At 73.2% G+C, this 23,503-nt stretch carries 26 protein-coding genes; 13 read left to right on the forward strand and 13 right to left on the reverse strand.

The window, feature by feature from the left end; translation table 11 throughout:
• Positions 1 to 17 precede the first annotated feature (17 nt).
• Positions 18 to 2,075 carry a PP2C family protein-serine/threonine phosphatase gene (locus J4557_RS27955; RefSeq protein WP_208269730.1) on the forward strand — a complete coding sequence of 686 codons (2,058 nt, stop codon included), beginning with the start codon at positions 18 to 20 and terminating at the stop codon, positions 2,073 to 2,075.
• Positions 2,076 to 2,138: 63 nt separating this feature from the next.
• Here J4557_RS27955 and J4557_RS27960 read toward each other — a convergent pair whose 3' ends face one another.
• The 9 genes from J4557_RS27960 to J4557_RS28000 are packed head-to-tail and all read right to left on the reverse strand — an operon-like array spanning position 2,139 to position 9,193.
• Positions 2,139 to 3,290, reverse strand: a complete 1,152-nt coding sequence (locus J4557_RS27960; RefSeq protein WP_208269731.1) for a 4Fe-4S dicluster domain-containing protein — start codon at positions 3,288 to 3,290, stop codon at positions 2,139 to 2,141.
• Complete coding sequence (locus tag J4557_RS27965; protein WP_208269732.1) at positions 3,287 to 3,868, reverse strand: hydrogenase maturation protease; 582 nt, start codon at positions 3,866 to 3,868, stop codon at positions 3,287 to 3,289. Before J4557_RS27965 ends, J4557_RS27960 begins: the two co-directional genes overlap by 4 nt.
• On the reverse strand, positions 3,865 to 5,160 hold the full coding sequence (locus J4557_RS27970) for a Ni/Fe hydrogenase subunit alpha (protein ID WP_208269733.1): 1,296 nt from the start codon (positions 5,158 to 5,160) through the stop codon (positions 3,865 to 3,867). Before J4557_RS27970 ends, J4557_RS27965 begins: the two co-directional genes overlap by 4 nt.
• Positions 5,144 to 5,929: an NADH-quinone oxidoreductase subunit B family protein gene (locus tag J4557_RS27975; protein WP_208269734.1), complete on the reverse strand. Its 786-nt coding sequence runs from the start codon at positions 5,927 to 5,929 to the stop codon at positions 5,144 to 5,146. The genes J4557_RS27970 and J4557_RS27975 overlap by 17 nt, the downstream gene beginning before the upstream one ends.
• Positions 5,930 to 5,931: 2 nt before the next feature.
• Complete coding sequence (locus tag J4557_RS27980; RefSeq protein ID WP_243776457.1) at positions 5,932 to 6,756, reverse strand: FAD/NAD(P)-binding protein; 825 nt, start codon at positions 6,754 to 6,756, stop codon at positions 5,932 to 5,934.
• Complete coding sequence (locus tag J4557_RS27985; protein WP_208269735.1) at positions 6,753 to 7,232, reverse strand: Crp/Fnr family transcriptional regulator; 480 nt, start codon at positions 7,230 to 7,232, stop codon at positions 6,753 to 6,755. The genes J4557_RS27980 and J4557_RS27985 overlap by 4 nt, the downstream gene beginning before the upstream one ends.
• A gap of 16 nt (positions 7,233 to 7,248) precedes the next feature.
• The gene (locus tag J4557_RS27990) at positions 7,249 to 8,016 is read right to left on the reverse strand and encodes a DUF6390 family protein (protein ID WP_208269736.1); all 768 of its coding nucleotides are present in this window, start codon (positions 8,014 to 8,016) and stop codon (positions 7,249 to 7,251) included.
• Positions 8,013 to 8,963, reverse strand: a complete 951-nt coding sequence (locus J4557_RS27995; RefSeq protein WP_208269737.1) for a DMT family transporter — start codon at positions 8,961 to 8,963, stop codon at positions 8,013 to 8,015. Before J4557_RS27995 ends, J4557_RS27990 begins: the two co-directional genes overlap by 4 nt.
• Positions 8,960 to 9,193 (reverse strand): HypC/HybG/HupF family hydrogenase formation chaperone, encoded by a 234-nt coding sequence (locus J4557_RS28000; protein ID WP_208269738.1) that lies wholly within the window; start codon positions 9,191 to 9,193, stop codon positions 8,960 to 8,962. The genes J4557_RS27995 and J4557_RS28000 overlap by 4 nt, the downstream gene beginning before the upstream one ends.
• A 245-nt stretch (positions 9,194 to 9,438) precedes the next feature.
• On the opposite strand from J4557_RS28000, the gene J4557_RS28005 reads away from it, so the two are divergent.
• Both J4557_RS28005 and J4557_RS28010 read left to right on the forward strand, forming a co-directional pair.
• Complete coding sequence (locus J4557_RS28005) at positions 9,439 to 10,287, forward strand: universal stress protein (RefSeq protein WP_208269739.1); 849 nt, start codon at positions 9,439 to 9,441, stop codon at positions 10,285 to 10,287.
• Between the two features lie 166 nt (positions 10,288 to 10,453).
• Positions 10,454 to 11,503, forward strand: coding sequence for a class I fructose-bisphosphate aldolase (locus J4557_RS28010; protein ID WP_208269740.1), 1,050 nt, complete (start codon positions 10,454 to 10,456; stop codon positions 11,501 to 11,503).
• On the opposite strand, the gene J4557_RS28015 is transcribed toward J4557_RS28010, so the two are convergent.
• Both J4557_RS28015 and J4557_RS28020 read right to left on the reverse strand, forming a co-directional pair.
• Complete coding sequence (locus J4557_RS28015) at positions 11,490 to 12,275, reverse strand: YhjD/YihY/BrkB family envelope integrity protein (protein ID WP_208269741.1); 786 nt, start codon at positions 12,273 to 12,275, stop codon at positions 11,490 to 11,492. The two genes, J4557_RS28010 and J4557_RS28015, sit on opposite strands and share 14 nt — an antisense overlap.
• A gap of 115 nt (positions 12,276 to 12,390) precedes the next feature.
• Positions 12,391 to 12,780 (reverse strand): PLD nuclease N-terminal domain-containing protein, encoded by a 390-nt coding sequence (locus J4557_RS28020; RefSeq protein WP_208269742.1) that lies wholly within the window; start codon positions 12,778 to 12,780, stop codon positions 12,391 to 12,393.
• A gap of 406 nt (positions 12,781 to 13,186) precedes the next feature.
• Here J4557_RS28020 and J4557_RS28025 point away from each other — a divergent pair, with 406 nt between their 5' ends.
• From J4557_RS28025 to J4557_RS28070, 10 genes are all read left to right on the forward strand, one after another.
• Entirely contained in the window at positions 13,187 to 13,624 is a 438-nt protein-coding gene (locus J4557_RS28025) for a hypothetical protein (RefSeq protein ID WP_208269743.1), read from the forward strand.
• Positions 13,621 to 14,544, forward strand: coding sequence for a hypothetical protein (locus J4557_RS28030; protein WP_208269744.1), 924 nt, complete (start codon positions 13,621 to 13,623; stop codon positions 14,542 to 14,544). Before J4557_RS28025 ends, J4557_RS28030 begins: the two co-directional genes overlap by 4 nt.
• A complete protein-coding gene (locus tag J4557_RS28035; protein WP_208269745.1) occupies positions 14,531 to 15,958 on the forward strand; it encodes a V-type ATPase 116kDa subunit family protein in 1,428 nt (475 codons plus the stop codon). Before J4557_RS28030 ends, J4557_RS28035 begins: the two co-directional genes overlap by 14 nt.
• Complete coding sequence (locus J4557_RS28040; protein WP_208269746.1) at positions 15,943 to 16,194, forward strand: ATP synthase subunit C-like protein; 252 nt, start codon at positions 15,943 to 15,945, stop codon at positions 16,192 to 16,194. Before J4557_RS28035 ends, J4557_RS28040 begins: the two co-directional genes overlap by 16 nt.
• Entirely contained in the window at positions 16,191 to 16,421 is a 231-nt protein-coding gene (locus J4557_RS28045; RefSeq protein WP_208269747.1) for a hypothetical protein, read from the forward strand. The genes J4557_RS28040 and J4557_RS28045 overlap by 4 nt, the downstream gene beginning before the upstream one ends.
• Positions 16,418 to 16,942 carry a hypothetical protein gene (locus tag J4557_RS28050; protein WP_208269748.1) on the forward strand — a complete coding sequence of 175 codons (525 nt, stop codon included), beginning with the start codon at positions 16,418 to 16,420 and terminating at the stop codon, positions 16,940 to 16,942. The genes J4557_RS28045 and J4557_RS28050 overlap by 4 nt, the downstream gene beginning before the upstream one ends.
• Positions 16,927 to 18,435: a V-type ATP synthase subunit A gene (locus tag J4557_RS28055; protein ID WP_208269749.1), complete on the forward strand. Its 1,509-nt coding sequence runs from the start codon at positions 16,927 to 16,929 to the stop codon at positions 18,433 to 18,435. The genes J4557_RS28050 and J4557_RS28055 overlap by 16 nt, the downstream gene beginning before the upstream one ends.
• Positions 18,432 to 19,856, forward strand: a complete 1,425-nt coding sequence (locus J4557_RS28060) for a V-type ATP synthase subunit B (protein WP_208269750.1) — start codon at positions 18,432 to 18,434, stop codon at positions 19,854 to 19,856. Before J4557_RS28055 ends, J4557_RS28060 begins: the two co-directional genes overlap by 4 nt.
• A complete protein-coding gene (locus J4557_RS28065) occupies positions 19,853 to 20,458 on the forward strand; it encodes a V-type ATP synthase subunit D (RefSeq protein ID WP_208269751.1) in 606 nt (201 codons plus the stop codon). Before J4557_RS28060 ends, J4557_RS28065 begins: the two co-directional genes overlap by 4 nt.
• A 210-nt stretch (positions 20,459 to 20,668) precedes the next feature.
• Positions 20,669 to 20,977, forward strand: coding sequence for a histidine kinase (locus J4557_RS28070; protein ID WP_208269752.1), 309 nt, complete (start codon positions 20,669 to 20,671; stop codon positions 20,975 to 20,977).
• A 59-nt stretch (positions 20,978 to 21,036) separates the two neighbouring features.
• On the opposite strand, the gene J4557_RS28075 is transcribed toward J4557_RS28070, so the two are convergent.
• Entirely contained in the window at positions 21,037 to 22,440 is a 1,404-nt protein-coding gene (locus J4557_RS28075) for an FAD-binding oxidoreductase (protein ID WP_208269753.1), read from the reverse strand.
• 56 nt (positions 22,441 to 22,496) lie between these two features.
• Positions 22,497 to 23,387 carry a universal stress protein gene (locus J4557_RS28080; protein ID WP_208269754.1) on the reverse strand — a complete coding sequence of 297 codons (891 nt, stop codon included), beginning with the start codon at positions 23,385 to 23,387 and terminating at the stop codon, positions 22,497 to 22,499.
• Positions 23,388 to 23,503 lie beyond the last annotated feature (116 nt).

Raw genomic sequence — 23,503 nt, forward strand, 5'->3', positions numbered from 1 at the left:
GGCGCGCGCTGGGCGACATGGTCTTCGAGGCGGTACGGGACGCCGGGGCGCACGCCGGCGCCCTGTACGTCCTGGCACCTGATGAGGAGACCCTCGCGCTGGAGGTGCTCGTCGGCTTGCCGGGGGAGGTCGCGGCCCTGTGGCGGCGGGTCGCGCTGACGCATCCCCTGCCGGCGACCGACGCCGTCCGCGCTCGGCAGCTGATACAGGTGGACGGCCCGGAGGAGCTGTCGCGCCGCTACCCGCGGGCCGCCCTGGTGTTCCCCTACCGGTTCGGCCTGGTCGCGGCTCCGGTGACGCACGACGGGATCGTCCACGGGGCGCTGCTGCTGCTCTGGCCCGGGGCGCGGCACGACTTCCTCACGCCACCCGTCCGGGAGCGGGTCGGTGCCGCGTGCGACCTGCTGGGGACCGTTCTGCACTGCACACCCGCCGCCGACCGGGCCTTCGAGCCCGCACCCGAGCCACGGGTCATGGCGATCCCGTCGTCCGGCGCCGAGCCGGCCGAGGGAGAGGCGGTGAGGTTCGCGGAGCGGTTTCCCGAGGGCGGTGTCTCACTGGACCTCAACGGCCGGGTCGCCTTCGCCACGCGCACCGCCGCCGCCCTGCTCGGTAAGGACTCCGTCGACCTGGTGGGGACGCTGCCCTGGGAGTCGCTGCCGTGGCTCAACGACCCGGTCTGCGAGGACCGTTACCGTGCCGCGGTCATCGGCAGGCAGCCGTCCTCTTTCACCGCCATGCGCCCGGACGGCCAGTGGCTGGACTTCGGGTTGTTCCCCGACGACACCGGCATCAGTCTCCGCATCGCTCCCGCGCAGGCCCCGGCGGTGGCACAAGCCCGCTCGCCCGCCGGCGCCCCTCCGCTGCGGTTGGGAGCCCTGCACCATCTCCTGCATCTGGCCGGTGCGTTGACCGAGGCCGTCAGCGTACGGGACGTCGTCGACCTGGTCGCCGACACCGTCCTGCCCGCGTTCGGTGCCCAGGCGTTGGCGATGGCCGTCGCCGAGGGCGGCCGCCTGCGCGTCATCGGGCACCGCGGTTACACGCCCAGGGTCGTCGAGCGTTTCGACGGCACGCCGCTGACCTTCCCCAGCCCGGCGGCGCGGGCGCTGGCCGAGGGAACGGCCGGCTTCTTCGCCGACCGCGCCGACCTGGAACGCGCCTACCCCGCCCGCGCCCGCCAGTACGACGGCATGGCCGCCTGGGCGTACCTGCCGCTGATCGCCTCCGGCCGTCCCATCGGCACCTGGATCCTCGCCTACGACCATCCCCACACGATCGGCGCCGAGGACCGCGCCACCCTCACGGCACTCAGCGGGCTGATCGCCCAGGCGCTCGACCGGGCCCGCCTCTACGACACCGAACACGCTCTCGCCCAGGGCCTTCAGAAGGAGTTGCTCCCCCACGCCCTGCCCGAGGTGAGCGGCCTGGACGTGGCGGCCCGATATCTGCCCGCCGCCCAGGGAGTGGACATCGGCGGCGACTTCTATGACGTCATCCGGCTCGACGACAGGACCGTGGCCGCGGTCATCGGCGACGTCCAGGGGCACAACATCGCCGCCGCGGCGCTCATGGGCCAGGTCCGCACCGCCATCCACGCCCACGCTGCCGCCGGTGCACCGCCTGACCAGGTCCTCGCCCGCACCAACCGGCTTCTGGCCGATCTCCAGACGGACCTGTTCACCAGCTGCCTGTACACCCGTATCGACCTGGGCGCGAACACCGCCTGCTTCGCCAGCGCCGGCCATCTGCCGCCGCTGCTGCACGAGCCCGACGGCACCGCGACCGTCCTGGACCTGGACCCCGGCCTCCTGCTCGGCATCACCGCGGACACGACCTACCGGTCTCACGAGGTTCCGCTCCCGCCCCGCGCGGTGCTGGCGCTCTACACCGACGGACTCGTCGAGGTCCCCGGCGAGGACATCGCCTCCGGTATCGACAAGCTCGCGGAGATCCTCGACCGCGGCGCCCGGTGCTCCCTGGACACGATCGCCGACCGCCTCACGGCCGCCGCAGGCGACGTCGGCGACCGCGCGGACGACATCGCGCTCCTTCTCCTCCGACCGCACGAGTGATCTCCCGTCGACCGGCGACGGGACGGGGCCGGAACGCGGGTCCCGGCCCGGATGCGCGCGCCGCTACCCCCCGCCCGGCTCGCCGGGGCCGTTCCCGGCGGCCTCGGCGCGCAGGGCGGCCACCTCCTCGGTGAGGTCGATGCCGACCGGGCACCAGACGATGCAGCGGCCGCAGCCCACGCAGCCCGACGAGCCGAACTGGTCGTGCCAGGTGCCGAGCTTGTGGGTGAGCCACTGCCGGTAGCGGCTCTTGGGGGACGAGCGCACGCTCCCCCCGTGCAGGTGGGAGTGGTCGAGGTCGAAGCAGGAGTCCCACAGCTGCCAGCGTTCGGCGTGGTCGCCGGTCAGGTCGGTGGTGTCGGCGACCCGCGTGCAGAAGCAGGTCGGGCACACCATCGTGCAGTTGCCGCAGCTCAGGCAGCGCTGGGCGACCTCGTCCCAGCGGTCGGCCTCCAGCGTTCCGGCCATCAGATCGCGCAGGCCGAGCGCGGGCATCTCACGGCCCATGCGGCCGGCCGCGGCGGCGACGTCGGCGCGGGCGCGGTCGACGTCGGCCGGGTCCGCGGTGGCCGCCCTGAGGTCGTCCATGAGGGCGGTGCCGCGTTCCGACCCGATCTCCACGACATAGCGGGGGTCGCCGTCGTCGACCAGTTCGGTGAGCGCGAGGTCGTATCCCGGGCCGGCCGCCGGGCCGGTGCCCATGGACGTGCAGAAGCAGGTTCCACCGGGCTCGGTGCAGTTGACGGCGATGATGAAGGCGCCGCGGCGCCGCTGCTCGTAGACGGGGTCGACGTGCTCCCCGCCGATGAGGACGCGGTCCTGGACGGCGATGGCGCGAAGGTCGCACGGCCGCACGCCGAGGAACGCGAACGGCGGGCCCGGGTCGGGCGGCCGGTTCCGCACGGTGAAGCCGTCCTCGGTGCGGTCGGCGTCCCAGAGTTTGATCCGGGTCTGGTGCAGGTACGGCTTCCACGACTGCGGCCCGGCCGCGTGGGCGAACGCGGCGCGGTCCCGCCGGCGGGTCAGCCGGTAGCCGCCGGGGGAGAGCGTGACGCCCCACCCGTACGGCAGGTCGTCGGCGGACGCCAGCTCGGCCAGCACGATGGCGTCGTTGCGGACGGTCGGCCCGATGACGGTGTATCCCGCGCGGCGCAGGGCGTCGTGCAGGGGGCCGAGGCCGGTCAGTTCCAGGGCCGTGCTCTCCGGCGCGGTCATGACGGCCGGCCTCCTTCCCGGCGGTGCGAGGCGGGCACGCTGAGCGGTTCGGGCTGCGGCATGGGTTTCTCCCTGTCTGCGATGCGTGCGGAATGGTGTCCGCCGTGGCCGCCCGGCGGCCCGGTCACCGCCGGTGCGGCGAGTTCGGCGGCCAGCCGGTCGGTGACGAGGCCGACGGCGGCGGAGACCTGCGGGGTGAGGCCGGGCCCCAGCCCGAAGTCGAGGCCCTCGATCGCCAGGACGCGCAGGCGCTCCGGCATCCGGTCGACGGCGAGCCCGAGCGCCACGGCCTCCCCGAGCCCGAGCGCGTGCCCGCTGACCGGCCGCGCGGCGAGGGCCGCCGTGTCCGCGCCGAGGTCGTGGATCCGGCCGGGAGCGGGCGGCTCGGCGCGCACCGCGTCGACGACGATCGCGAGATCGGCCCCGGCCCACAGCTCGATCAGGCGGGCGGGCTCGCCGTCGGTCACCGCCAGGGTCGCCGGCGGCGCCGCCGCCCGGCCGCGGAGGGCCGCGATCACGGCGGGACCGGCGCCGTCGTCGCGGCGCAGCTCGTTGCCGATCCCGATGACGATGGTCACGACCGTTCCACCGTGAGGTCGAGGAAGTGCGTCGAGCAGGAGATGCAGGGGTCGTAGTTGCGGATCGCCTGCTCGCACTGGTGGGTGAGGGAATGGTCGTCCAGGTCGATGCGGGCCGCGACGAACCGGCGGAGGTCGTCCTCGATGGCGGCCTGGTTCTGCGACGTCGGCGGGACGATCCGGGCGGCCGTGATCTTCCCGTCGGCATCGAGGTCGTAGCGGTGGTAGAGGAGTCCGCGCGGTGCTTCGGTGGCCCCGTGCCCGGTCCCCGCTCGCGGGGGCACCGGGACGGCCGGACGGGGCGGCGGTTCGTAGCCGGCGATGATCCGGAGGGCCTCGTCGGCGGCGTAGACGATCTCGACCGCGCGGACCAGCACGCTGCGGAACGGGTTGCGGCACTCGGGGCCGAGCCCGGCCCGGTCGGCGGCCTCCAGCGCGAGCGGCGACAGCCGGCCGCGGTTGAGCGAGTAGCGGGCCGTCGGTCCGGCGAGGTAGCGGCCGCCGTCGGCGAAGCGGGCGTGCAGGGCCGTCGAGTGCGGCACCTGCTGCTCGATCACGTTCTCCTCGAAGTCGGCGGCCGGGAAGGAACGCCCCGAACCGCGGCTGAGGACGCCGCCCTCCAGCGGATACCGTTCGGCGGTGAGGGCGAGGTACTCGTGGTCGTGGGTGAAGTCGGGGAACTCGAATCCAGCGGCCCACTCGACGGTCGCGAGCGCGTCGTCGCGGGCCGCCCGCAGCGCCTCGGCGAGCGGGGCCAGCTCCGCCGGTGCCGGTGTCCGGTAGAAGCCGCCCACCTTGACGTTCACCGGGTGGATCGCCCGGCCGCCGAGGGTCTCCATGACCGTGTTGCCCGCCTTCTTCAGCCGCAGCCCCCGCTCCACCACGTCGCGGTGGTCGCGGGCCATCTCGACCGCACTGGGGTAGCCGAGGAAGTCGGGTGCGTGCAGCAGGTAGACGTGCAGGGCATGGCTCTCGATCCACTCCCCGCAGTACAGCAGCCGCCGCAGGTCCGCGATCGGGCCGTCCACCGTCACCCCGCACGCGGCCTCGATGGCCTGGCATGCGCTCATCTGGTAGGCGACGGGGCAGATCCCGCAGATGCGCGCCGTGATGTCGGGCGGCTCGGTGTGGGCGCGGCCCCGCAGGAACGCCTCGAAGAAGCGCGGCGGCTCGTAGATGTTCAGCCGCACCTCCCGGACGTCCGCGCCGTGGACGCGGACGTACATCGCCCCCTCGCCCTCGACCCGTGCGAGGGCGCCGACCTTCAGCGTCCTGTCATTGCGATGCGTCATCGCCCGCTCCGTCCGGCCGCGCCTCCTCGCGGAAGGCCGCGACGTTGAAGGTCGACAGCACGCGATCCGCCTCGTCGTCGGTCATGTCGAGCCACGGCAGCAGCCCGCGGGTGTTGGGGCGGGCGCCGCTCCAGGTCGGCGTCGGTCCGAAGCAGCCGTAGCAGCCGCGCCCGTAGGCGGGGCAGATCGCGCCGCATCCCGCGTGCGTGATGGGGCCGAGGCAGGGGGTGCCGTGCGCGACCATCACGCACACGTTCCCGCGGATCTTGCATTCGAAGCAGACGCTGTGCCGCGACACGTCGGGCTTGCGGCCGGCGAGGTGTGCCGCGAGGACCTCCAGCAGCTGGCGGCGGTCGATGGGGCATCCGCGCAGCTCGAAGTCCACCGGCACGTGCGCGGCGATGGGCGTGGAGGTCGCGAGCGTGTCGATGTACTCCGGACTGGCGTAGACGACGGACGCGAACTCCTCGACGTCGGCGAAGTTACGCAGCGCCTGGACGCCTCCGGCGGTGGCGCACGCGCCGATCGTGACCAGCCTCCGGGAGACGGCGCGCACGTGGCGGATGCGGTCCAGGTCGGCGGGCGTGGTGACCGACCCCTCCACCAGCGAGACGTCGTAGGGCCCGGCGCCGGAGGCGCCGGCCTCCAGGAAGTGCACGATCTCGATCTGACCGGCGAGGGCGAGCAGCTCGTCCTCGCAGTCCAGGAGCGTCAGCTGGCAGCCGTCACAGGAGGCGAACTTCCACACGGCGAGCGTCGGCCGTCCCATCGCTACAGCTCCCTGACGGTCATGAGCGGCAGCGCCCGCTCGTAGGCGACGACGGGCCCGTCCCGGCAGATCAGCAGAGGCCCGAGCTGGCAGTGCCCGCACCAGCCGAGCCCGCAATGCATGTTGCGCTCCAGCGACAGCCGCACGTCGGTCGCGCGCATCCCGAGCCCGATGAACGACTCGGCGGTGAGCCGCATCATGACCTCCGGCCCGCAGACGAAGGCGGTGGCCCTTCCCGGATCGACGCCGGCGGCCTTCGCCAGAGCGGTGATCAGCCCGACGTGGCCGGTCCAGCCCGGAGCGGGCCGGTCCACCGTGACCTCGACCTGTGCGCCGCGCCGACGCCACTCGTCGAACTCGGCGGCGAACGGCAGGTCGCCGGGGGTGCGGGCGCCGATGAGGACGGCGACGCGGCCGAACGCGTCCCGGTCGGCCAGCGCGCGCAGCACCACGGGCCGCAGCGGCGCGAGGCCGATCCCGCCCGCGGCGACGAGGACGTCCCGGCCGCGCGCCTCGTCCAGCCGCCACCCCGAGCCGAACGGCCCCCGCAGCCCCAGCACCTGTCCCGGCCGTGCCCGCGTGACGGCGCTCGTCACCGCCCCGACCGCGCGGACGGTCTGCTCGAGCACCGGCACGGTGCGGCTGACCGAGATCGGCACCTCACCGACGCCGAAGGCGTACATCATGGTGAACTGCCCCGGCTCCGGCTCGGGGATGGGCGTGCCGACGGGCTCCAGCGAGAGCGTCACGGTGTCGGCCGTCTCCTCGCGCCGCCGCGTCACCCGGTACGGGACGGGCTCCATGGGAAGCGAGGCTGCGGATGTCATGCCCGCTCCTCCGGGTGGGCGTACAGGTCGAGCATCCGGACCCGGGTGGCCTCCAGGCGGTCGAGTATGACGGCACCGAACCGTTTGGTCAGCTCGTATCCGAGGGTCAGGTCGGCGGCGCACAGCTCCCGCACGATCGGCCCGTCGTACCGCAGCGCCGTCACCGGGTCCACGGCCACGGCGCCGAACCTCCACTGGTACGGGCCGAACAGCCACGACCAGCCGAGGATCGACGACGGCGGAAGCGTCTCCACCACCACCGCGCCCCGGCCCGGAACCTGCAGGTCCAGCGCGACCGAACCGGTCAGCAGCAGCCAGAACCGCTCCGCCGGGCCGCCCTCGGTGAAGAAGCGGTGCCCGGCCGGGACGTCCTCGATCTCGGCCGCCGCGGCGAGGGCGTCGCGATGGCGTTCCCGCATGCCGGCGAAGAAACGCTGCCCGGCCATGATCTCGGCGGCGTCGTGTGCTGTCTCCACCCCTACCGACCTCCTCTCAGAGGGACGCCCGTGTCCCGGGCCCGCGGTCGAGGACGGGCGCGGGCCGTGGCGCGGCGTTGACCAGCGCCATCTGGCTCATCGTGTAGTGCCGCAGGACGGCCAGACCGGAGGCGTCGAGACGGTGGCAGATCCAGTCCCAGTGCAGGGCGACCACATCGCCCACGGCGACCTCGATCCCCGGGCCGGGCATGACCTGCTCGTCGCGGGGCGCGCCCAACGCGAGCCCGAGGCCGTCCCACACCAAGGGACGCGACCGCACCGTCACCGACCCGGTCCCGACGGCTTCCACCCGGCCCCAGCGGATCCGGCACCGATCCAGTACACGGAGAGGCTCCTCGGCGAACTCGGCCCTGAGCAGCCCCACCCAGGGATAGACCGCGAACACGTGGAAGTTGTGGTGCGCGCGGGCTCCGGTCATCTCGGCGGATGTCAGGTCCGCCCAGTGGCCGCCGATCCTGCGGCGGAACCGCTCCTCCAGGTGCGCCCTCATCAGCCCGGCACCGACCCGTTCCAGAAGCGGGCCGCCGACCCAGTAGGCGCGGACCACCCGCGCGTCCAGCGGATCGGTGATGCGCGAGGCCGCGGCGATGAGCTGCAGGTAGGGCCATGCTCCGGTGAACCGTCCGGCAAGGTCGACCAGGCCCGGATCGACGGTGCCCGCGCCCGCGTATCCCCGCACGGCCTCGCTGTCGGCCGGTCCGCAGTAGCCCAGGGCGTTCGGCGGATAGGCGAACCGTGCGAAGAGCACCGGGCCGCAGGTCACGCGGAGACCTCTTCGACGCCCGCCCGCCGCGCCCGGGACGCGAGCGTCACGACCAGCGCCGCTCCCGCCACCAGCATGACCAGCCCGCCCGCCTGGACGGCCGGTGGCGCCGCACCGGTGTCGAGGGCGCTCAGGACCGCGGTCACCACCGCACCCGTGCTCAGCACCGCCGTCACGTCGACGGCCGGGGCGAGCGACAGCGCCGTGAACCAGCCGGCGACGTACCCGGCCAGGATCGCGCCGGTCAGCGCCGCCCACTCCCAGCCGCGCGCGTCCAGCCCGGTCAGCGCGGACCACCGTCCGCTCGCCGCGATCCACCCGATCAGGACGGCCGACCCGAGGACCATCCGCGCGGTGCCCAGCACCAGCGGGGCCACCCGCCCCGCCAGAAGCCGCCTGGCCAGGATCACCTCGATCGACCACAGCAGGGTCGCACCGAGGATCAGCGCCTCTCCCGGACCGAAGCGGAAGCCGCCGAGACCGCCGTCCGCGAACGCCTGCCCGGTGACCAGCAGGGCGATCGCGGCGCCGTGGCCGGCCCGGAGCCGTTCGCCCAGGAGGACGGGCGCCAGCAGCGCCACCCAGATCACCAGCGTCTTCTGCAGGAACGCCGCATGAACCGACGACTCCCGGGCCAGCCCCTCGAAGAAGAGCACGAAGGGCACGCTGCCGCCGATGATCCCGACGCAGACCAGCCCCGCGACCGCCCCCTTCGACGGCCGCCCCGCCGCCCGGCCGTCGCCCTCGGAGCCCCTGAGCCGGCGCCCGGAGCCCGGCCTGAGGACGAGCAGCACGGCCAGCAGGCCGGCGGCGACCAGATTCTTCGCGGTGGTGTAGACCGTCACGTCGCCGGCCTCGCGCACACCGCGGGCGTTCAGGAAGATCGCGACACCGCTGATGACCGCGGTACCGGACGCGAACGCGATTCCTCGTGATCGAGGGCTCATGACGGCGGCTCCACTGCCTCGGCGCGCGCCGCCAGCAGCCCGGCGGCCTCGTCCTCCGTGATCTTTCGCAGGGCGATGCCGCAGTGGGCGACCAGCCAGTCTCCGGGAGAGACCGGGGTGCCCTGCGACTCCAGGATCACCAGTGACAACGGAAGCCGTCGCCGTCCGATGGCGGTCGTGGCGGTGCCGTCCCCCGTCTCGACGACCCGGCCGATCTGCTCCAGGCACATGACGTTCCTCCCCTGAGAGGCCGCCTGGCACACCACCATGAGAACGTGCCCCGCGGTGCCCGCCAAGGGACCAAGGTCCCGTGATCGATTTCGGTCGCGTCCGATGCGCCGTTCTCGACGGTCCTCGCGGCCTCGCGGGAAGCCGAACGGTCCCGCTCCGAATGGACCTTCGTCTCTGGTGGGCGCGGCACGGCCCGGCCGAACCTTGAGGTGACGGCGAATGCGTCTGAGTGCTGGAGGAGGCCATGTCCGCACCGGTCATCGTGGGAACCGACGGTTCCGTCAGTGCCGGCCGCGCCGTCGCCTGGGCCGCCGCCGAGGCGGTCCGATGGCATCGGCGGCTGCACATCGTCCATGTGGCGGAGATCTGGCCGTACCAGGTCAGGCGCTTCGCGCCTCCGGAGGAGGACGAGCGCGTCTCGCGCGCCGGCCGCGCCGTGCTCGCGGAGGCCGAGGCGGCGGTCCGGGACCGCTACCCCGATCTCCGGGTCACCGCCGCGCTGGCGGTCGGCTCGACCATCGACGCGCTGGGCACCGAGGCCGAGGGCGGCCTGGAGCTGGTCCTCGGCCGCCGGGGCCGCGGCGGCTTCGCCGACCTCCTCCTGGGCTCGGTGAGCCTGCGGATGGCCGGGCGCTCCTCCGTACCGGTCGTGATCGTCCGCGACGGGGGCGTGCAGGACGGCGAGGTGGCGGTCGGATGCGGCCTCGACGGGGAGGACCACGACGTCCTGGCCCATGCGTTCGCCGCGGCCTCGGCGCGCGGGGCGCGGCTCAGGATGGTGCACGCCTGGCAGGCCCCCGCGGAAGCGGAGCTCGGCCGTTGGGCCGACGAGGAGCGGATCAACGATGAGCGGCGCGCTCGGCTCGTCGCCGCCTGCGCGCCGTTCCGCGAGCGCTTCCCGCTCGTCGACGTGGCCACCGAGGTGCGCGCGGGCCACCCCGTCTCCGTCCTCGCCCACCGGTCGCGGAAGGCGGCGCTGCTGGTCGTCGGCACCCGCGAGCACCACTGGCCCGGCCCGTGGCTGGGGTCGGTCGCCCATGGGGTGATCCATCACGCGGCCTCCCCGGTCGCGGTCGTCACCCGGCCGAAGTGACCCGCGACCGCCGGGGCGGCGGGAACTCGGAGGTGCCGGGCTCGGACGCGAAGGGGGGCCGGCGGGGGCGCCCCCAGCGCGTCCGGGCTCCTCCGGGTCCCCGAAGCGGCCGACCCGGGACGTTCGGCCCTGGGAAGGGGCTCGGCGGGCCGCTGATCCTGAGGGCATGGGACTCAAAGAACTGCTCGGCGAGGAAGCGCCCGCCCTGCTGGAGCACCGGTGCGAGACGATCTCCCGCGACCGGCTCGTCGTACCGGGACCGGACTTCGTCGACCGGGTCCAGGCGGTCAGCGACAGGCCTCCGGCGGTGCTGCGGAACCTCCAGCACGTCTTCGGCACGGGACGCCTGGCGGACACCGGCTATCTGTCGATCCTGCCGGTGGACCAGGGCGTGGAGCACTCGGCGGCGGCCTCCTTCGCTCCGAATCCCGACTACTTCGACCCGCTGAACCTGTGCCGGCTGGCGGTGGAGGCGGGCTGCAACGCGATCGCCAGCACCTTGGGAGTGCTCGGCATGGCCTCGCGCCGGTACGCCCACCGGATCCCGTTCATCGCCAAGCTCAACCACAACCAGCTGCTCAGCTACCCCAACTCCTACGACCAGGTCATGTTCGCCTCCGTCGAGCAGGCGTTCGACCTCGGCGCGGTCGCCGTCGGCGCCACCGTCTACTTCGGGGCGCCCGAGAGCATGCGGCAGCTTCAGGAGGTGCGGGAGGCGTTCGCACGCGCCCACGAGCTCGGCATGTTCACGGTGCTGTGGGCCTACCTGCGCAACCCCGCGTTCAAGAAGGACGGGATCGACTACCACGTCAGCGCCGACCTCACCGGGCAGGCCAACCATCTCGCCGCCACCGTCGAGGCCGACATCGTCAAGCAGAAGCAGCCGGAGACCAACGGCGGCTTCACCGCGCTGGGGTTCGGCAAGACCGACGACCGCGTCTACGACGAACTCACCACCGGTCATCCGATCGACCTGACCCGCTGGCAGGTCGCCAACTGCTACATGGGCCGGGTCGGGCTGATCAATTCCGGCGGCGCCTCGGTCGGCGGTGGCGACCTGGCGAAGGCCGTCCGGACCGCCGTGATCAACAAGCGGGCCGGCGGCATGGGCCTCATCGTGGGGCGCAAGTCCTTCCAGCGCCCGCGCGACGAGGGCGTGGAGCTCATCCACGCGGTCCAGGACGTCTACCTGGACGACGCCGTCACGGTCGCCTGACAGGGTCCTCAGCCGCCGCTGAGGCGCCCATGGAGCCCGCTGCCCGGCGGCGCGGGCGGGACCGGCCGCGGTGCTCGGTGAACAGGCCCCCGAGCACCGAACCGAGGTGGACGACCACCCCGACGGCGACCAGCCAGGACAGGATCACCATGACGACCCCGATGGGGCCGTAGTTCTGGTTGTTGGCCACGATCTGGTCGGAGAAGAAGCGCGCCGAGAAGACACCGAGGCCGATGCAGCACGCTCCCGTGGCCGCGGCTGTGGGGAGCGACGTGCGCCAGCGGACCGAACCTGCGAGCAGCACCTCGACGGTCGTCCACCAGAACGTGGTCGCCAGTATGAAGCCGACCACGTTCTGCAGGACGGCGTCTCCGAAGGAGCCCAGGGCCCTCGCCACGACGGCTTGGATCGTGCCGTAGCCGAACAGTACGGCGAGCCAGAGCAGCCGGTAGGTCAGATCGTGCCAGCCCCTGGACGGGACGTCGAACATGCGCTGGTACCAGCCCTGAAGGACGCCGGCCACCGCGACGGCGCCGAGGAGCAGCAGGCACGTCCCGAGCACCGTCACCGATCCGGAGATCGAACCGATCTTGAACAGGTCCGCGACGGCCTTCGCGGCCGGCTCGTCCAGGCCCAGCCATCCGGCGACCACGGTGGCGGTGTCCCGGCCGAGCGCCGTGGTGACGACGATGAGGAACGGGAAGAAGCACAGCACGGCGAGCGCGGCCAGCTGGAAGGAGTTGCCGAAGAAGTCCAGGGCCGTGAGGCGCACCCAGATCCGGTTCGATCGGACCGCTCCGAAGCGCCGGGCGGCCGCCCGGCGCCCCGAGCGCACGTTCCGCCTCATCCCTCGAGCCATCAGGCCGGTCTCTGCGAAGCGCGCGAACTCACCCCGTGAGGACCTTGGTCTTGGCGCGCTCGAACTCGTCCGAGGTCAGGTCGCCGTGGGCCTTCAGCTCCGCCAGGCGAGCCAGCTCCTCGGCGCTTCCTCCGGTGGGCGGCGAGCTCCGTGCGACGGCCTCCCGGTAGCGGGCCTCGCGTTCGCGCATATGGCCGATCTCGCGCTTGCCCATTCCCCTGCCGCGGACGATCAGGTAGGTGAAGACACCGAGGAACGGCAGGACGATGACGAAGACCGTCCAAGCGGCCTTGGCCCAGCCGCTCAGGGAGTCATCGCGGAACAGATCGCTGATCACGCGGAACAGCAGCACGAACCACAGCACCCAGAGGAAGACCCACATCATGGTCAAGAACACGTTGAGAAGTGGGTAGTTCATCTTTCAACTCCCGACATCTGATGGGGTATTGCCCTATATATGTTAGGTTGCTCCCTTTTGTTCCTCCACCCGTCCATGGTGCTGGCTGGGTATATCAATGGCCAAGAACGACGAACCATTGAGAAAAGCGGGCTGATCGGTCGCCTCGCGGTTTCGAGGTGCCGGCCTTTTTGGAGACCGCCGCCGGGGTGGCTCGTCTGAGAGTCGGGCTCCCCGGTCCCGCAGGATCTGTCGCGGTCGCGGTCGCGGTCGCGGACCGTGGCCGCTCGCTCGCTGTTTGTGCGTCCGGGTGAAGGGGACTTTCGTCTCTGCGTTGTCGGACTTCCGGCCCCTGGCGGCCGATGGTGCCGGCTCCGACCATGAGGATGCCGAACCAGGGAGGCACGGCGAGACGCGGGGAGGGACGGTGCCGGCGATCCACGACGTACTGCAGCGGTTCCGCCCCGCGGGAGCGCCCGGCCCGGCCGCGGCCGTTCCGGCTGATCGGCGTGCGGCCCTGGAAGAGGAGCTCGCACCGGTCTTCACCGGACTGGAGGATGCCGAGGCGGACTGGCGGCGGATCGTGAGCGAGGCCCGCGACCGGGCGCGCGTCCTCGAGGAGACCGCTCGGGCGGAGGCCGCCGGCCTGGTGGAGCAAGCGCGCTCTGCGGCCGCCGGCGAGCGGGCATCGGCCGAGGCCGAGGTGAGGCACGCGGCGGAAGGAGAGGATCGGGCTCTGCTGTCCGCTGCGGACGACGAGGCGAACCGGATCCGGGCCGTGGCCTCGAGCAGGCTCGATGGGCTGGTCGCCAGGGCGGTGGGGCTCGTCGGCTCCTTCGTCGACGACACGTGGACACCGCCATGAGCGCGGGGTTGGTCGCCGGTCAGGTACGGGCCCGGGCGCTCGCACGGAACGCGCTCGGCCCCGAGCGGGTCAGGACGATCGCACGATCGGTGTCGGTGCAGGAGGCTTTCGCGGCCCTGTCGGCGACGCCGTACGGGAAGACCCTTCCGGCGGAACCGGGAGTGGACGCGGCGCAGCACGCCGTCGCGAGTTCGCTGCTGTGGCACCTGCGGGTCCTGGCGGGCTGGCTGCCGCGCAAGGGCGTGACCGCGCTGCGGGCGCTGGCCGGGTGGTTCGAGCTGGCGAACATCGACGGCCTGCTCCAGCGGCTGGAAGGCCGGCCCGCCGAGGAACCGTACGCCCTCGGAGCCCTCAAGACCGCGTGGCCGCTGCTGGTGGACGTGCCGGACACCGAGGCGTTGCGGGAGCGCCTCGCGGCCACTCCCTGGGGAGATCCCGGTGCGGCCGACCCGTACGGGATCCGGCTCTTCCTCAGGCTGTCGTGGGCCTGGCGTGTCTCCGGCATCGGCGGACGAGCCGCCGAGTGGGCGGCTGGAGCGGCGGCCGTGCTCGTCGCCGGCGAACGGTTCGGTGCGGCCCGTGAGCTTCCCGAGGGCGCGTTCGGCCGGGCCGCGAGGCTGCTCGGACGGGCCGCGCTGGACGCGCCCTCGCTGCCCGAGATGGCCGGGCGGCTCGACCGGCACGCCCGATGGCCGTTCGAGGGCATCGATGACGCGGCCGGCCTCTGGCGGGCGGAGACCCGCTGCTGGCACCGGCTGGAGGACGACGGCAAGGCCCTCCTTCGCGGCTCCGCGTTCGACATCGGTCCGATCGTCGGGGCGGTGGCGGTGCTGGCGGCCGATGCCCGGCGGATCAGGGCCGCGCTGGAGATGGCCGCGCGCGGCGGCGGACCGGGGGAGGCCTTCGATGAAGTGGCGTGAAAGCCTCTGGCCGGTGCGGATGGCGCGCGTCGCCGTCGTGGCCCCCGCCGACTCGTTGCGGGACGCTCTGGCGCTGGTGGCGGACGCCGGGGTGGTCGAGATCGATCCGGGACTGGAACGGCGCGACGGGCAGGGCGGCGCGGCACCCGTGCCGCCGCGCTCCCCGGCGGGACGTGCACGGCCAGCGATCCTTCCGTCCGCACCCGACCTGCGGCGCCTGGCCGAGCTGAACAGGCTGGACCTGCTCGAAGGGGAAGCGCGGTTGGAGGAGCGGGCCGCCGGCGCGGTCCGCAGGGGGCATGTGGCGGCGCTCGCCGGCTGGACGCCCCGCGCGGCCTGTCCCGGGCTGGCCGCCCGGCTCGCCGATGTCGGCGCCGCCCTGGTCCGGCTACCGCATCCGCGCGGTGTGGAGGCCCCGAGCCTGCTGCCGGGAGAGGACCGCCGGGAGAGCCTGCGGGGTTCCCTGGTGCCCCTGGTGGCGACCTACGGTGCCGTCCCTTACGCCGATCTCGATCCGACGCCGCTGGCGTGGGCCGCCTACGTCCTGATGTTCGGGATCATGTTCGGGGACGCGGGCCACGGGCTGATCCTGCTGGCGGCCGGAGCGGCGTTGCTGGCCGGGCGTCCCCGGACGCTGTCGCGGTGGCGGCGCGCGTGGCCGTTCGTCCTGGGCGCCGGTGTCACCAGCACGATCTTCGGGGTGCTGTACGGCGAGTTCTTCGGCCCCACGGGCGTGGTTCCGCGGCTGTGGCTGGCGCCGCTCGACAGCCCGGTCGAACTGCTGGTGTACGCCGTGGGCCTCGGCACCGTGCTGCTGGCCGGGGCGTACGCGATCGCCATCGCGAACCGCTGGAGGGAGGGCGGCTGGTCCGCCACCCTGTACGAGCCGTCGGGGATCTCCGGCGCCTCGGTGTTCGCCGGGATCGGCGGCCTGGCCGCCGGCATCGCCCTGGCCCTGCCGGCGGTCGCCGTGGCCGGTGCGGTGGTCGCGGTCGCCGGCCTGCTGCTCGCCTTCACCGGCTTCCTCGCCGGGGCGGGCGGGGGCGGCACCGGGGTGATGGAAGCGGTGGTCGAGCTGTTCGACCTGGTCGTGCGGCTGGGGGCGAACGTGGTCTCGTTCGCGCGGCTGGCGGCGTTCGGGCTGACGCACGCCGCGCTGGCCGCCATCGTCTGGTCCGGCACCGCCGCGCTGTGGCGGCACGGCGGCGCCCTCGCGGCGGTCGCCGTGGTCGTCTTCGCCGCCGGCACGGCGGTGACGTTCTCGCTCGAAGCGCTCGTCGCGGGCGTGCAGGCGCTGCGGCTGGAGTACTACGAGCTGTTCTCCCGGCTTTTCCGGACCCAGGGCCGGACGTTCCGGCCCTGGCACATTCCCATGACGGCAGAGGAGGTGGACACCTCATGTCCGCAGACGTGATGGCGGCCGGGCACACGGTGGCCGCGAACTGGGCCCCGTACGTGGGCGCGGGGATAGCGGTCGCCGGGGCCGCGATCGCCGCGGGCATCGCGGTCGCCTACACCGGCGCCGCGGCGCTCGCCGCGCTGAGCGAGCGCCCCGAGCTGTTCGGCCGTGCGATGGTGATCGTCGGGCTCGCCGAAGGCATCGCCATCTACGGATTGATCATCGGCATCATCCTGATCGGGAAGGCATGAGCGCCACCGGCCGCATCGCCGTGCTGGGGGAGCGCGCCCGCGTGGAGGCGTACTCCCTCGGCGGGGCGCTGATCAGCCCCGCGGACGGAGCGCGGGAGGTCCGGTCCGCCTGGGACTCGCTCGACGACCGGGTGAGGGTGGTCGTGCTGACGCCCGCCGCCGCGGCGGCGCTCGAGGGCGCGTACGACCGGCGCCCCGGAATCCTGACCGTCGTGATGCCGCCATGAAAGGCGACCGCCACGTCAGGAACGCCCTGGCGCCGGTGCACGAGGCTCTGGCGGCCCGTGCCCGCGCCGAGGCCGCTCGCCTGATCGCCGAGGCCGAACGCGACGCGGCCGCCACCGTCGACGCGGCCCGCGCCGAAGCGGCCCGGATCCTCGACGACGCGCGTGCGGCCGGCCGCTCCGACGGGACGGCGGCCGCGGCGGCGGCGCGTTCCCAGGCCCGCGCCGCGTCACGGGAGATCATCCTGGGCGCGCGCAGGGAGGTGTACGAAGAGCTGCTGCGCAGGGTCCGTGCCGAGGTGCGAAGCCTCTTCGACGGGCCGGCGGCGGCGACGGCCGAACGGGCGCTGACGGCGAGGGCGCGCCGCCTGCTCGGCCCCGGAGCACTCGTCGAGCGGGCGGCCGGCGGCGGCCTGATCGCGCGCGGTCCCGACGCGGAACTGGACCTGTCCGCCGGCGCCCTCGCCGAGCGGGCGATGGCGGCACTGGGGAAGGAGGCGGCGGACCTGTGGACGCCGAAGTGACCCGCGTCAACGGCCCCCTCGTGGAGATGGTGGGCCTGCGCGGCGCCGCCATGAACGACGTGGTCGAACTCGGCTCCGCCGCGCTTCCCGGCGAGATCGTCGCGCTGGAAGGCGAGACCGCCGCCGTCCAGGCCTATGAGTACACCGGCGGGCTCGCTCCCGGCGCCGCCGGCGGCACGACGGGCAGGGCCCTCTCCGCTCCGCTCGGCCCCCATCTGCTCGGCGGTGTCTTCGACGGGCTGCTGCGTCCGCTGGGCGACGCGGGGGTCCGGCTCGATCCGGCGACCCGCACCCTGAGGGCGGACATGCCCGGGGCGGAGTACTGGCCGATCAGGAAGCCGCGCCCCTATGCCGAACGGCTGGACGCCGACACGCCCCTCCACACGGGACAGCGCGTCATCGACCTCCTCTTCCCCGTGCCGCGCGGCGGGACCGTCGCCGTCCCCGGCGGTTTCGGCACGGGCAAGACCATGCTCCTGCAGCAGGTCGCCAAATGGTGCGACGCCGACGTGATCGTCTACGTCGGCTGCGGTGAGCGCGGGAACGAGATGGCCGACGTCCTCGCCGAGCTGGCCGAGCTGGACGATCCGCGGACGGGCGGGCGCCTGGCCGACCGCACCGTCGTCATCGCCAACACCTCCAACATGCCGATGATGGCCCGCGAAGCCGGTGTCCACAGCGGTGTCACCGTGGCCGAGTACTTCCGCGACCAGGGAAAGGGCGCCGTGGTCATCGCCGACTCGACCTCGCGGTGGGCCGAGGCTCTGCGCGAGTTCGCCTCCCGGGCCGGCGAGCTGCCGGGGGAGGAGGGCTACCCGGCCGCGCTGCCGTCCGCGCTCGCCGCCTTCTACGAGCGGGCCGGGCGGGTCCGGACCCGCGGCGGCGCTGACGGGTCGGTCACCATCATCGGCGCGGTGTCCCCGCCGGGCGGCGACATGACCGAGCCCGTCACCGCCTACACCGAACGATTCGTGCGCGCGAGATGGAGTCTGGACAAGGACCTTGCGTACTCGCGCCACTATCCGGCGGTCTCCTGGTCGGGGTCGTTCGCGCGGGACGTCCCGGTGCTGGCGCGCAGCCACGCCGCCGCGGGCGACCCCGAATGGGCGCGGCGCCGGTCGCGGACGGCGAGCCTGCTCGCGGAGGCCGACCGCCTCACCGCCCTGGCCGAACTCGTCGGGACGAGCACCCTGCCCGGCACCGAGCGCGTGATGCTGCTGGCCGGTCGCCTGCTGCGGGAGGGCGTCCTTCAGCAGAGCGCACTCAGCCCCCATGACGCGTCCTGCTCGCCCGAGCGCACCGCCGCGCTGGCCGACGCCGTCATCGCCGTGGTGGACCGCTGCCGCGACCTGGTGAGCGCGGGAGGCGACGTGGCGGCCGTCGAGGACCTCGACTACTCACCCCTTGTCCGCGCTCGTGAAGAGGCCCGCACCGTGACCGACGTCCAGGCCCGCCGGGACGCGATCCTGAGCAGGCTGGGCAGCCTGCCATGACCGGAGAGGCGGGTGAGGCGCCGGGGCGGGAAACGGACCGCACCGCCTGGCCGAGGCCGGCCTTCACCCGGATAGCGCGGCTCCGCGGCCCCCTCATGATCGTGTCGGGTGCCGAGGACGTGGGGTGGGACGAGTTCGCCGAGATCCGGCTCGCCACGGGCGACAGGCGGCACGGGCTCGTCCTGGACACCGCCCGGGACCGCGTGCTGGTCCAGGTGCTGGAGGGCACCGGCGGAATGCACACCGAGGGCACCCGCGTCACCTTCAGCGGCGCGCCGATGCGCGTCCCGGTCGGTACGGCCTGGCTCGGGCGGGTCTGCGACGGGATGGGGCGGCCGCTGGACGGCGGGCCGCCGGTGCTGGGCGCCGCCGACGCCCCCGTCGCCGGTGTCCCGCTCAACCCCGTGCACCGCGACCCGCCCGCCGAGCCGGTGTTGACGGGGATCTCGGCCGTCGACGCGCTGACCACGCTCGCCAGGGGGCAGAAGCTGCCGATCTTCTCCCGGGCGGGGCTTCCCCACCTGGAACTGGCCGCCCAGATCGCGGCCCAGGCGTCGGCGGGCGACGAGCCGTTCTGCGTCGTGTTCGCCGCGATGGGCCTGACCCACGCCGACGCCGCCACCGTCCGCCGGATCCTGGAGGGCCGCTCCGCCGCCGGCGACCTGGTGCTGCTGCTCAACCTCGCCGACGCCCCCGTGATCGAACGGATCCTCACGCCGCGCATCGCGCTGACCGTGGCCGAGCACCTCGCCTTCCAGGAGGGACGGCACGTCCTGGTGGTCATGGGCGACATGACGTCCTACTGCGAAGCGCTGCGGGAGGTGTCCTCCGCCCGCGGCGAGATCCCCGCCCGGCGCGCCTACCCCGGCTACCTCTACAGCGACCTGGCCTCCCTCTACGAACGGTGCGGACGCGTCCGCGGCCGCGCCGGCTCGGTCACGCTCATCCCCGTCCTGACCATGCCGGGCGGCGACATCACCCACCCCGTGCCCGACCTGACGGGCTACATCACCGAGGGCCAGATCGTCCTGTCCGACGAACTGCACGCTCTCGGCGTCTACCCGCCGGTCGACCCGCTGGAGTCCCTGTCGCGGCTCATGCGCAAGGCCGCCGGCCCCGGCCGCACCCGCTCCGACCACCTCGACGTCGCCGCGCAGACGCTCGCGGCCCTCTCCGGGGCCCGGCACGCCCGTGAACTCGGCGAACTCGTCGGGATCGGGGCCCTCAGCGAGACCGACCATCGCTACCTCGACTTCGAGCGGGCCTGCCGCCAGACCCTCATCGCACAAGGCAGATCCGAGTCCCGGCCACTGCGGCAGACCCTGGACAGGGCCTGGCGTGCGCTCGCGGCGCTGCCCCGAAGAGAGCTCACCATGCTGCCGAGCGAGACCATCGACGCCCACCTCGGGCGCGAACGATGAGCGCCGGCCCGCAGGGACGCGCCGGGCGGCTCTGGCACCGGCAGCGCATCGACGCGGCCGAAGCCGCCCTCGACCTCCTCCAGCGCAAGCTCGCCATCCTGCGCGGCGAGCAGGACGGACTCCACCGGCTCGCCGCCGCGACGGGCGACGAATGGGACCGCCGCTGCCGGGAGGCCGACCGGCTTCTCCTGCGCGCCCTCCTGCTGGGCGGGCGCCGCGTCCTGCCCCTCGCCTCGACCGGACGGCATGCCGAACTGACCGTGGAGCACGCCACCACGATGGGGGTGGACCACCCCGCGCACATCGCCTTCGACCTGCCGGACGAGTCCGGCCCGGCTCCGGGCAGCCCCGCTCTCGAACCCGCCCGGCGGGCATGCCGGGCCGCACTCGAAGCCGCCTGCGCGCACGCCGCCGCGAAGGCCGCGGCGGCCGTCATCGACGCCGAGGTCTCGGCGACGCGCCAGCGCATTCGCGCGATCGAACGCCGCCGCCTTCCCAGGCTGCGCTCCGCGCTCGACCGGATCGAGCTCTCCCTGGAGGAGCGCGAGCGTGAGGACGGCGCCCGCCTGCGCCTGCTCGCCGGCCGCGACGACCGCCCGTGATCCGGTCCGCCGAACGCCCGGGCTCGATCGGTCATCGCGGGGGAGGCGAGGATCCGCTGCGCGGGTGCGGATCAGGTGATCGCCCTCATGGATAGGACAATTTGGGGCGCAGGTGACATTCTCCTCGAGCCACTTGGAGCGTTCCGGGTACGTTCGTCCCAGATCGGCTCAACCGGGCGACTCACGTGAACATGAAGGAAGGTTTCCGTCATGTCACTCCCGAACTCCATCTGCCCTTCGGTCCACCAAGGCGGCAGCGCCCTCCCACGTGATGCCTTAGGGGAGACAGGGGCGCTGGACGCGCATCGCGAGCGGATCGGGCGCTATCTGTCCGACACCCTGGTGCAGGAGATCTTCGAGGTCAGCCTGCGCCTGCACGGAGCGCTGCCGGAGATCGCCGACCCGGCCGCCGCCGAACGGGTCCGGGCCGCATTGGACGCGCTGGACGGAATGGTCAGACGGCTGCGCCTGGCCGTTTTCGATCTCGACGCCGTCGCCGGGGACGCCACTGAACGCTGAAGAGCTCGTGCGCCCCCGCCGGCGGCCTCGCCGAGGCCGCCGGCGTTCGCGTCATCGGATCAGCGCGCGGCGCCTGCTGCGGCAGGGCCTGCAGGAGCGATGTTCTGGTTCATGTGGAAGAGGTTGCCCGGGTCGTACACGTTCTTGACCGACACGAGCCGCTCGTAGTTCTCCTTGTAGGCGTCACGGAGGCGGGGCGCGTCGTCGCCGGCCATGAAGTTGACGTAGCCGCCTCGGGCGGAGTGCGGTTCCAGGGCCCGGTGGTAGTCCTTCACCCACCGGACGTTGTCGTCGTTCTCGGCCGGGTCGGGCCACATCCCGGCGATGACGGTCGCGAAGGTCGCATCGCGGTGGACGAAGGCGGTGGCGTCCGGCGCCGTCCGGTGGCAGGCCCCGTTGATCGGGTAGATGTGAACGGTCGAGTTGACGGCCGGCACCTGCGGGCCGTGCTCGACGTGTGCGGCGATGGCCCCGTCGGTCAGTTCGGAGGCGAACGCGGTCTTCCAGTAGTGCTGGAGACCCCGCGGGACCAGATCGTCGAACAGGCTGTTGAGCGCCGGGTAGGGCATCGGCGTGACCAGCTCGGCGACCCTGGGCGCCACCTCGCGGATCGGGGCGAGAGCGCTCTCCGCCTGCTCCAGCGGGCCCGCCCAGCACGCCACGACGGCACAGAACGGCTTGCCGTGCTCGGATTCGGGGATGAACGGCAGCGGTGGGGCGATCTGGAAGGCGGGGAACATGCCCAGCTCCTCCCTCGCCTCGGTGATGTGGCCGCGGTAGAACTCGAGCACGTCGCGTGTCCTGTCCAGCGGAAAGAAGAACAAGCCCGCATAGACGTCGCTGATCGGGTGGAGGCGGTATTCGAACGAGGTCACCACGCCGAAGTTCCCGCCGCCTCCGCGCAGTGCCCAGAACAGATCCTCATGCTCCTTCTCGCTCGCCGTGAGGAAGCGCCCGTCCGCGGTGACGACGTCGGCGGAGATCAGATTGTCGGCCGACAGCCCGCGGCTACGGCTCAGGTGGCCGATGCCGCCGCCGAGCGTGAGGCCCGCGATTCCCGTCGTGGAGATGATCCCGCCCGTGGTGGCCAGCCCGAAGGCGTGCGTCGCGTGGTTGAAGTCCCCCCAGGTGCATCCGCCCTCGGCGCGCACCGTCCGGGTGTGCGGCTCGACCCGGACACTCCTCATCGTGGCCGAGAGGTCGATCACGACGCCGCCGTCGTTGGTGCCGAACCCGGGCACGCTGTGGGATCCCCCTCGCACCGAGAGATCGAGATCGTTCTCCCGCGCGAAGTCCACGGCCGCCATGACGTCGCCGGCGTCGGCGCACTCGACGATGACGCGCGGGCGGCGGTCGATCATGGCGTTGTGAACTCTGCGGGCCTCGTCGTAGCCGGCGTCATCCGCAGTGATGACGCGGCCACGCGCCTGTTCCCGCAGGAGCTCGATGGTGGGTCCCGGCATGTCATCGCCCCTTTCGTCGATGTGGCCGACGTTTTCGTAACGGGGGGCGCCTGCCTTCATCGTTCGTTCTGCTGTGCGGGCACCACCGCCACCGGACATGGCGCCTCTTGCAGTGCCGCCTGGGTCACCGGTCCCAGGAGCATCTGGGGCGCCGAGCCGATCCCGCGGTCGCCCACCACCAGGAGGGAGGCGCCTTGAGCGGCGTTGATCAGGGCACGTCGCGGCGTGTCCACGACGAACTCCGCCTCCACCGGGATGTCGGGGAAGTCGTACTGCCACGGCCTGACGGCGTGCTCGAACCGTGCTGTGGCCTCACGCCTGACCGCCTCGGGGTCGCTGAAGGGCGCGCGGTCCGGTCCGGGGAGCGCGGCGGGGTCCCACCAGCTGCACAGGGCGGTCACCGATCCCTTGTGCAGAGCGGCCTCCTCGAAGGCGAACCCGAGCGCCGATTCGCTGGCCGGTGAGCCGTCCACGCCGACCACGATCCGTCCCCCGTCCGGGTGGGCGACGGGCGAGTCCGCCCGTACGACGATGACCGGCCGATCGGCGTGGGCCGCCATCTGGACCGCGGTGGAGCCGACCACGAGGCCCTCGAACCCGCCGTGCCCGCGGGCGCCGAGCACGACCAGGCGGGCGCTCCGGGAGGCCTTCAGCAGCATGGCCGAGGCCCACCCCCGTTCCAGCTCCCAGCGGACTTCCAGGTCTTCGGCCAGAGCGTGCGCCTTGCGCACGCCCTCGTCCGCCACGATCGCCCCCGCGCTCTGGACCACCTCCAGGGTGTCCTCGTCCGGCGGGCGAAGCGGGTAGGGCCAGTGCCATGCGTGGCAGATCGTGAGAGGGAGCCGGCGCAGCCGAGCCGCCTCCACGGCCCATTGGAGCGCCCGATCGCTGGCGGGGGACCCGTCGTATCCGACCAGTACGGTGTCTGACCTGTGGTTCTGGTTCATTTGCCGCCTCCCTTCGCGGCGGTTGTGTCCAGCCTCGCCGGACCGAAACCACAGGGGGCACCGGTCGCCCGGCGGGCCGTGACCTGGGCCGCCTCCTTCCTCTCGGCCGTCGGGTG

The sequence above is a fragment of the Actinomadura nitritigenes genome, from assembly GCF_017573545.1.
Taxonomy (GTDB): domain Bacteria; phylum Actinomycetota; class Actinomycetes; order Streptosporangiales; family Streptosporangiaceae; genus Spirillospora; species Spirillospora nitritigenes.

What these genes read in the sequence shown, in the direction of transcription:
- J4557_RS27955 (WP_208269730.1), top strand. Translation starts at nt 18, where the DNA reads ATGGTCTTCGAGGCGGTACGGGACGCCGGGGCGCACGCCGGCGCCCTG.
- J4557_RS27960 (WP_208269731.1), bottom strand. Translation starts at nt 3,290, where the DNA reads ATGACCGCGCCGGAGAGCACGGCCCTGGAACTGACCGGCCTCGGCCCC.
- J4557_RS27970 (WP_208269733.1), bottom strand. Translation starts at nt 5,160, where the DNA reads ATGACGCATCGCAATGACAGGACGCTGAAGGTCGGCGCCCTCGCACGG.
- J4557_RS27975 (WP_208269734.1), bottom strand. Translation starts at nt 5,929, where the DNA reads ATGGGACGGCCGACGCTCGCCGTGTGGAAGTTCGCCTCCTGTGACGGC.
- J4557_RS27980 (WP_243776457.1), bottom strand. Translation starts at nt 6,756, where the DNA reads ATGACATCCGCAGCCTCGCTTCCCATGGAGCCCGTCCCGTACCGGGTG.
- J4557_RS27995 (WP_208269737.1), bottom strand. Translation starts at nt 8,963, where the DNA reads ATGAGCCCTCGATCACGAGGAATCGCGTTCGCGTCCGGTACCGCGGTC.
- J4557_RS28000 (WP_208269738.1), bottom strand. Translation starts at nt 9,193, where the DNA reads ATGTGCCTGGAGCAGATCGGCCGGGTCGTCGAGACGGGGGACGGCACC.
- J4557_RS28005 (WP_208269739.1), top strand. Translation starts at nt 9,439, where the DNA reads ATGTCCGCACCGGTCATCGTGGGAACCGACGGTTCCGTCAGTGCCGGC.
- J4557_RS28010 (WP_208269740.1), top strand. Translation starts at nt 10,454, where the DNA reads ATGGGACTCAAAGAACTGCTCGGCGAGGAAGCGCCCGCCCTGCTGGAG.
- J4557_RS28020 (WP_208269742.1), bottom strand. Translation starts at nt 12,780, where the DNA reads ATGAACTACCCACTTCTCAACGTGTTCTTGACCATGATGTGGGTCTTC.
- J4557_RS28030 (WP_208269744.1), top strand. Translation starts at nt 13,621, where the DNA reads ATGAGCGCGGGGTTGGTCGCCGGTCAGGTACGGGCCCGGGCGCTCGCA.
- J4557_RS28035 (WP_208269745.1), top strand. Translation starts at nt 14,531, where the DNA reads ATGAAGTGGCGTGAAAGCCTCTGGCCGGTGCGGATGGCGCGCGTCGCC.
- J4557_RS28040 (WP_208269746.1), top strand. Translation starts at nt 15,943, where the DNA reads ATGTCCGCAGACGTGATGGCGGCCGGGCACACGGTGGCCGCGAACTGG.
- J4557_RS28045 (WP_208269747.1), top strand. Translation starts at nt 16,191, where the DNA reads ATGAGCGCCACCGGCCGCATCGCCGTGCTGGGGGAGCGCGCCCGCGTG.
- J4557_RS28050 (WP_208269748.1), top strand. Translation starts at nt 16,418, where the DNA reads ATGAAAGGCGACCGCCACGTCAGGAACGCCCTGGCGCCGGTGCACGAG.
- J4557_RS28060 (WP_208269750.1), top strand. Translation starts at nt 18,432, where the DNA reads ATGACCGGAGAGGCGGGTGAGGCGCCGGGGCGGGAAACGGACCGCACC.
- J4557_RS28065 (WP_208269751.1), top strand. Translation starts at nt 19,853, where the DNA reads ATGAGCGCCGGCCCGCAGGGACGCGCCGGGCGGCTCTGGCACCGGCAG.
- J4557_RS28070 (WP_208269752.1), top strand. Translation starts at nt 20,669, where the DNA reads ATGTCACTCCCGAACTCCATCTGCCCTTCGGTCCACCAAGGCGGCAGC.
- J4557_RS28075 (WP_208269753.1), bottom strand. Translation starts at nt 22,440, where the DNA reads ATGCCGGGACCCACCATCGAGCTCCTGCGGGAACAGGCGCGTGGCCGC.
- J4557_RS28080 (WP_208269754.1), bottom strand. Translation starts at nt 23,387, where the DNA reads ATGAACCAGAACCACAGGTCAGACACCGTACTGGTCGGATACGACGGG.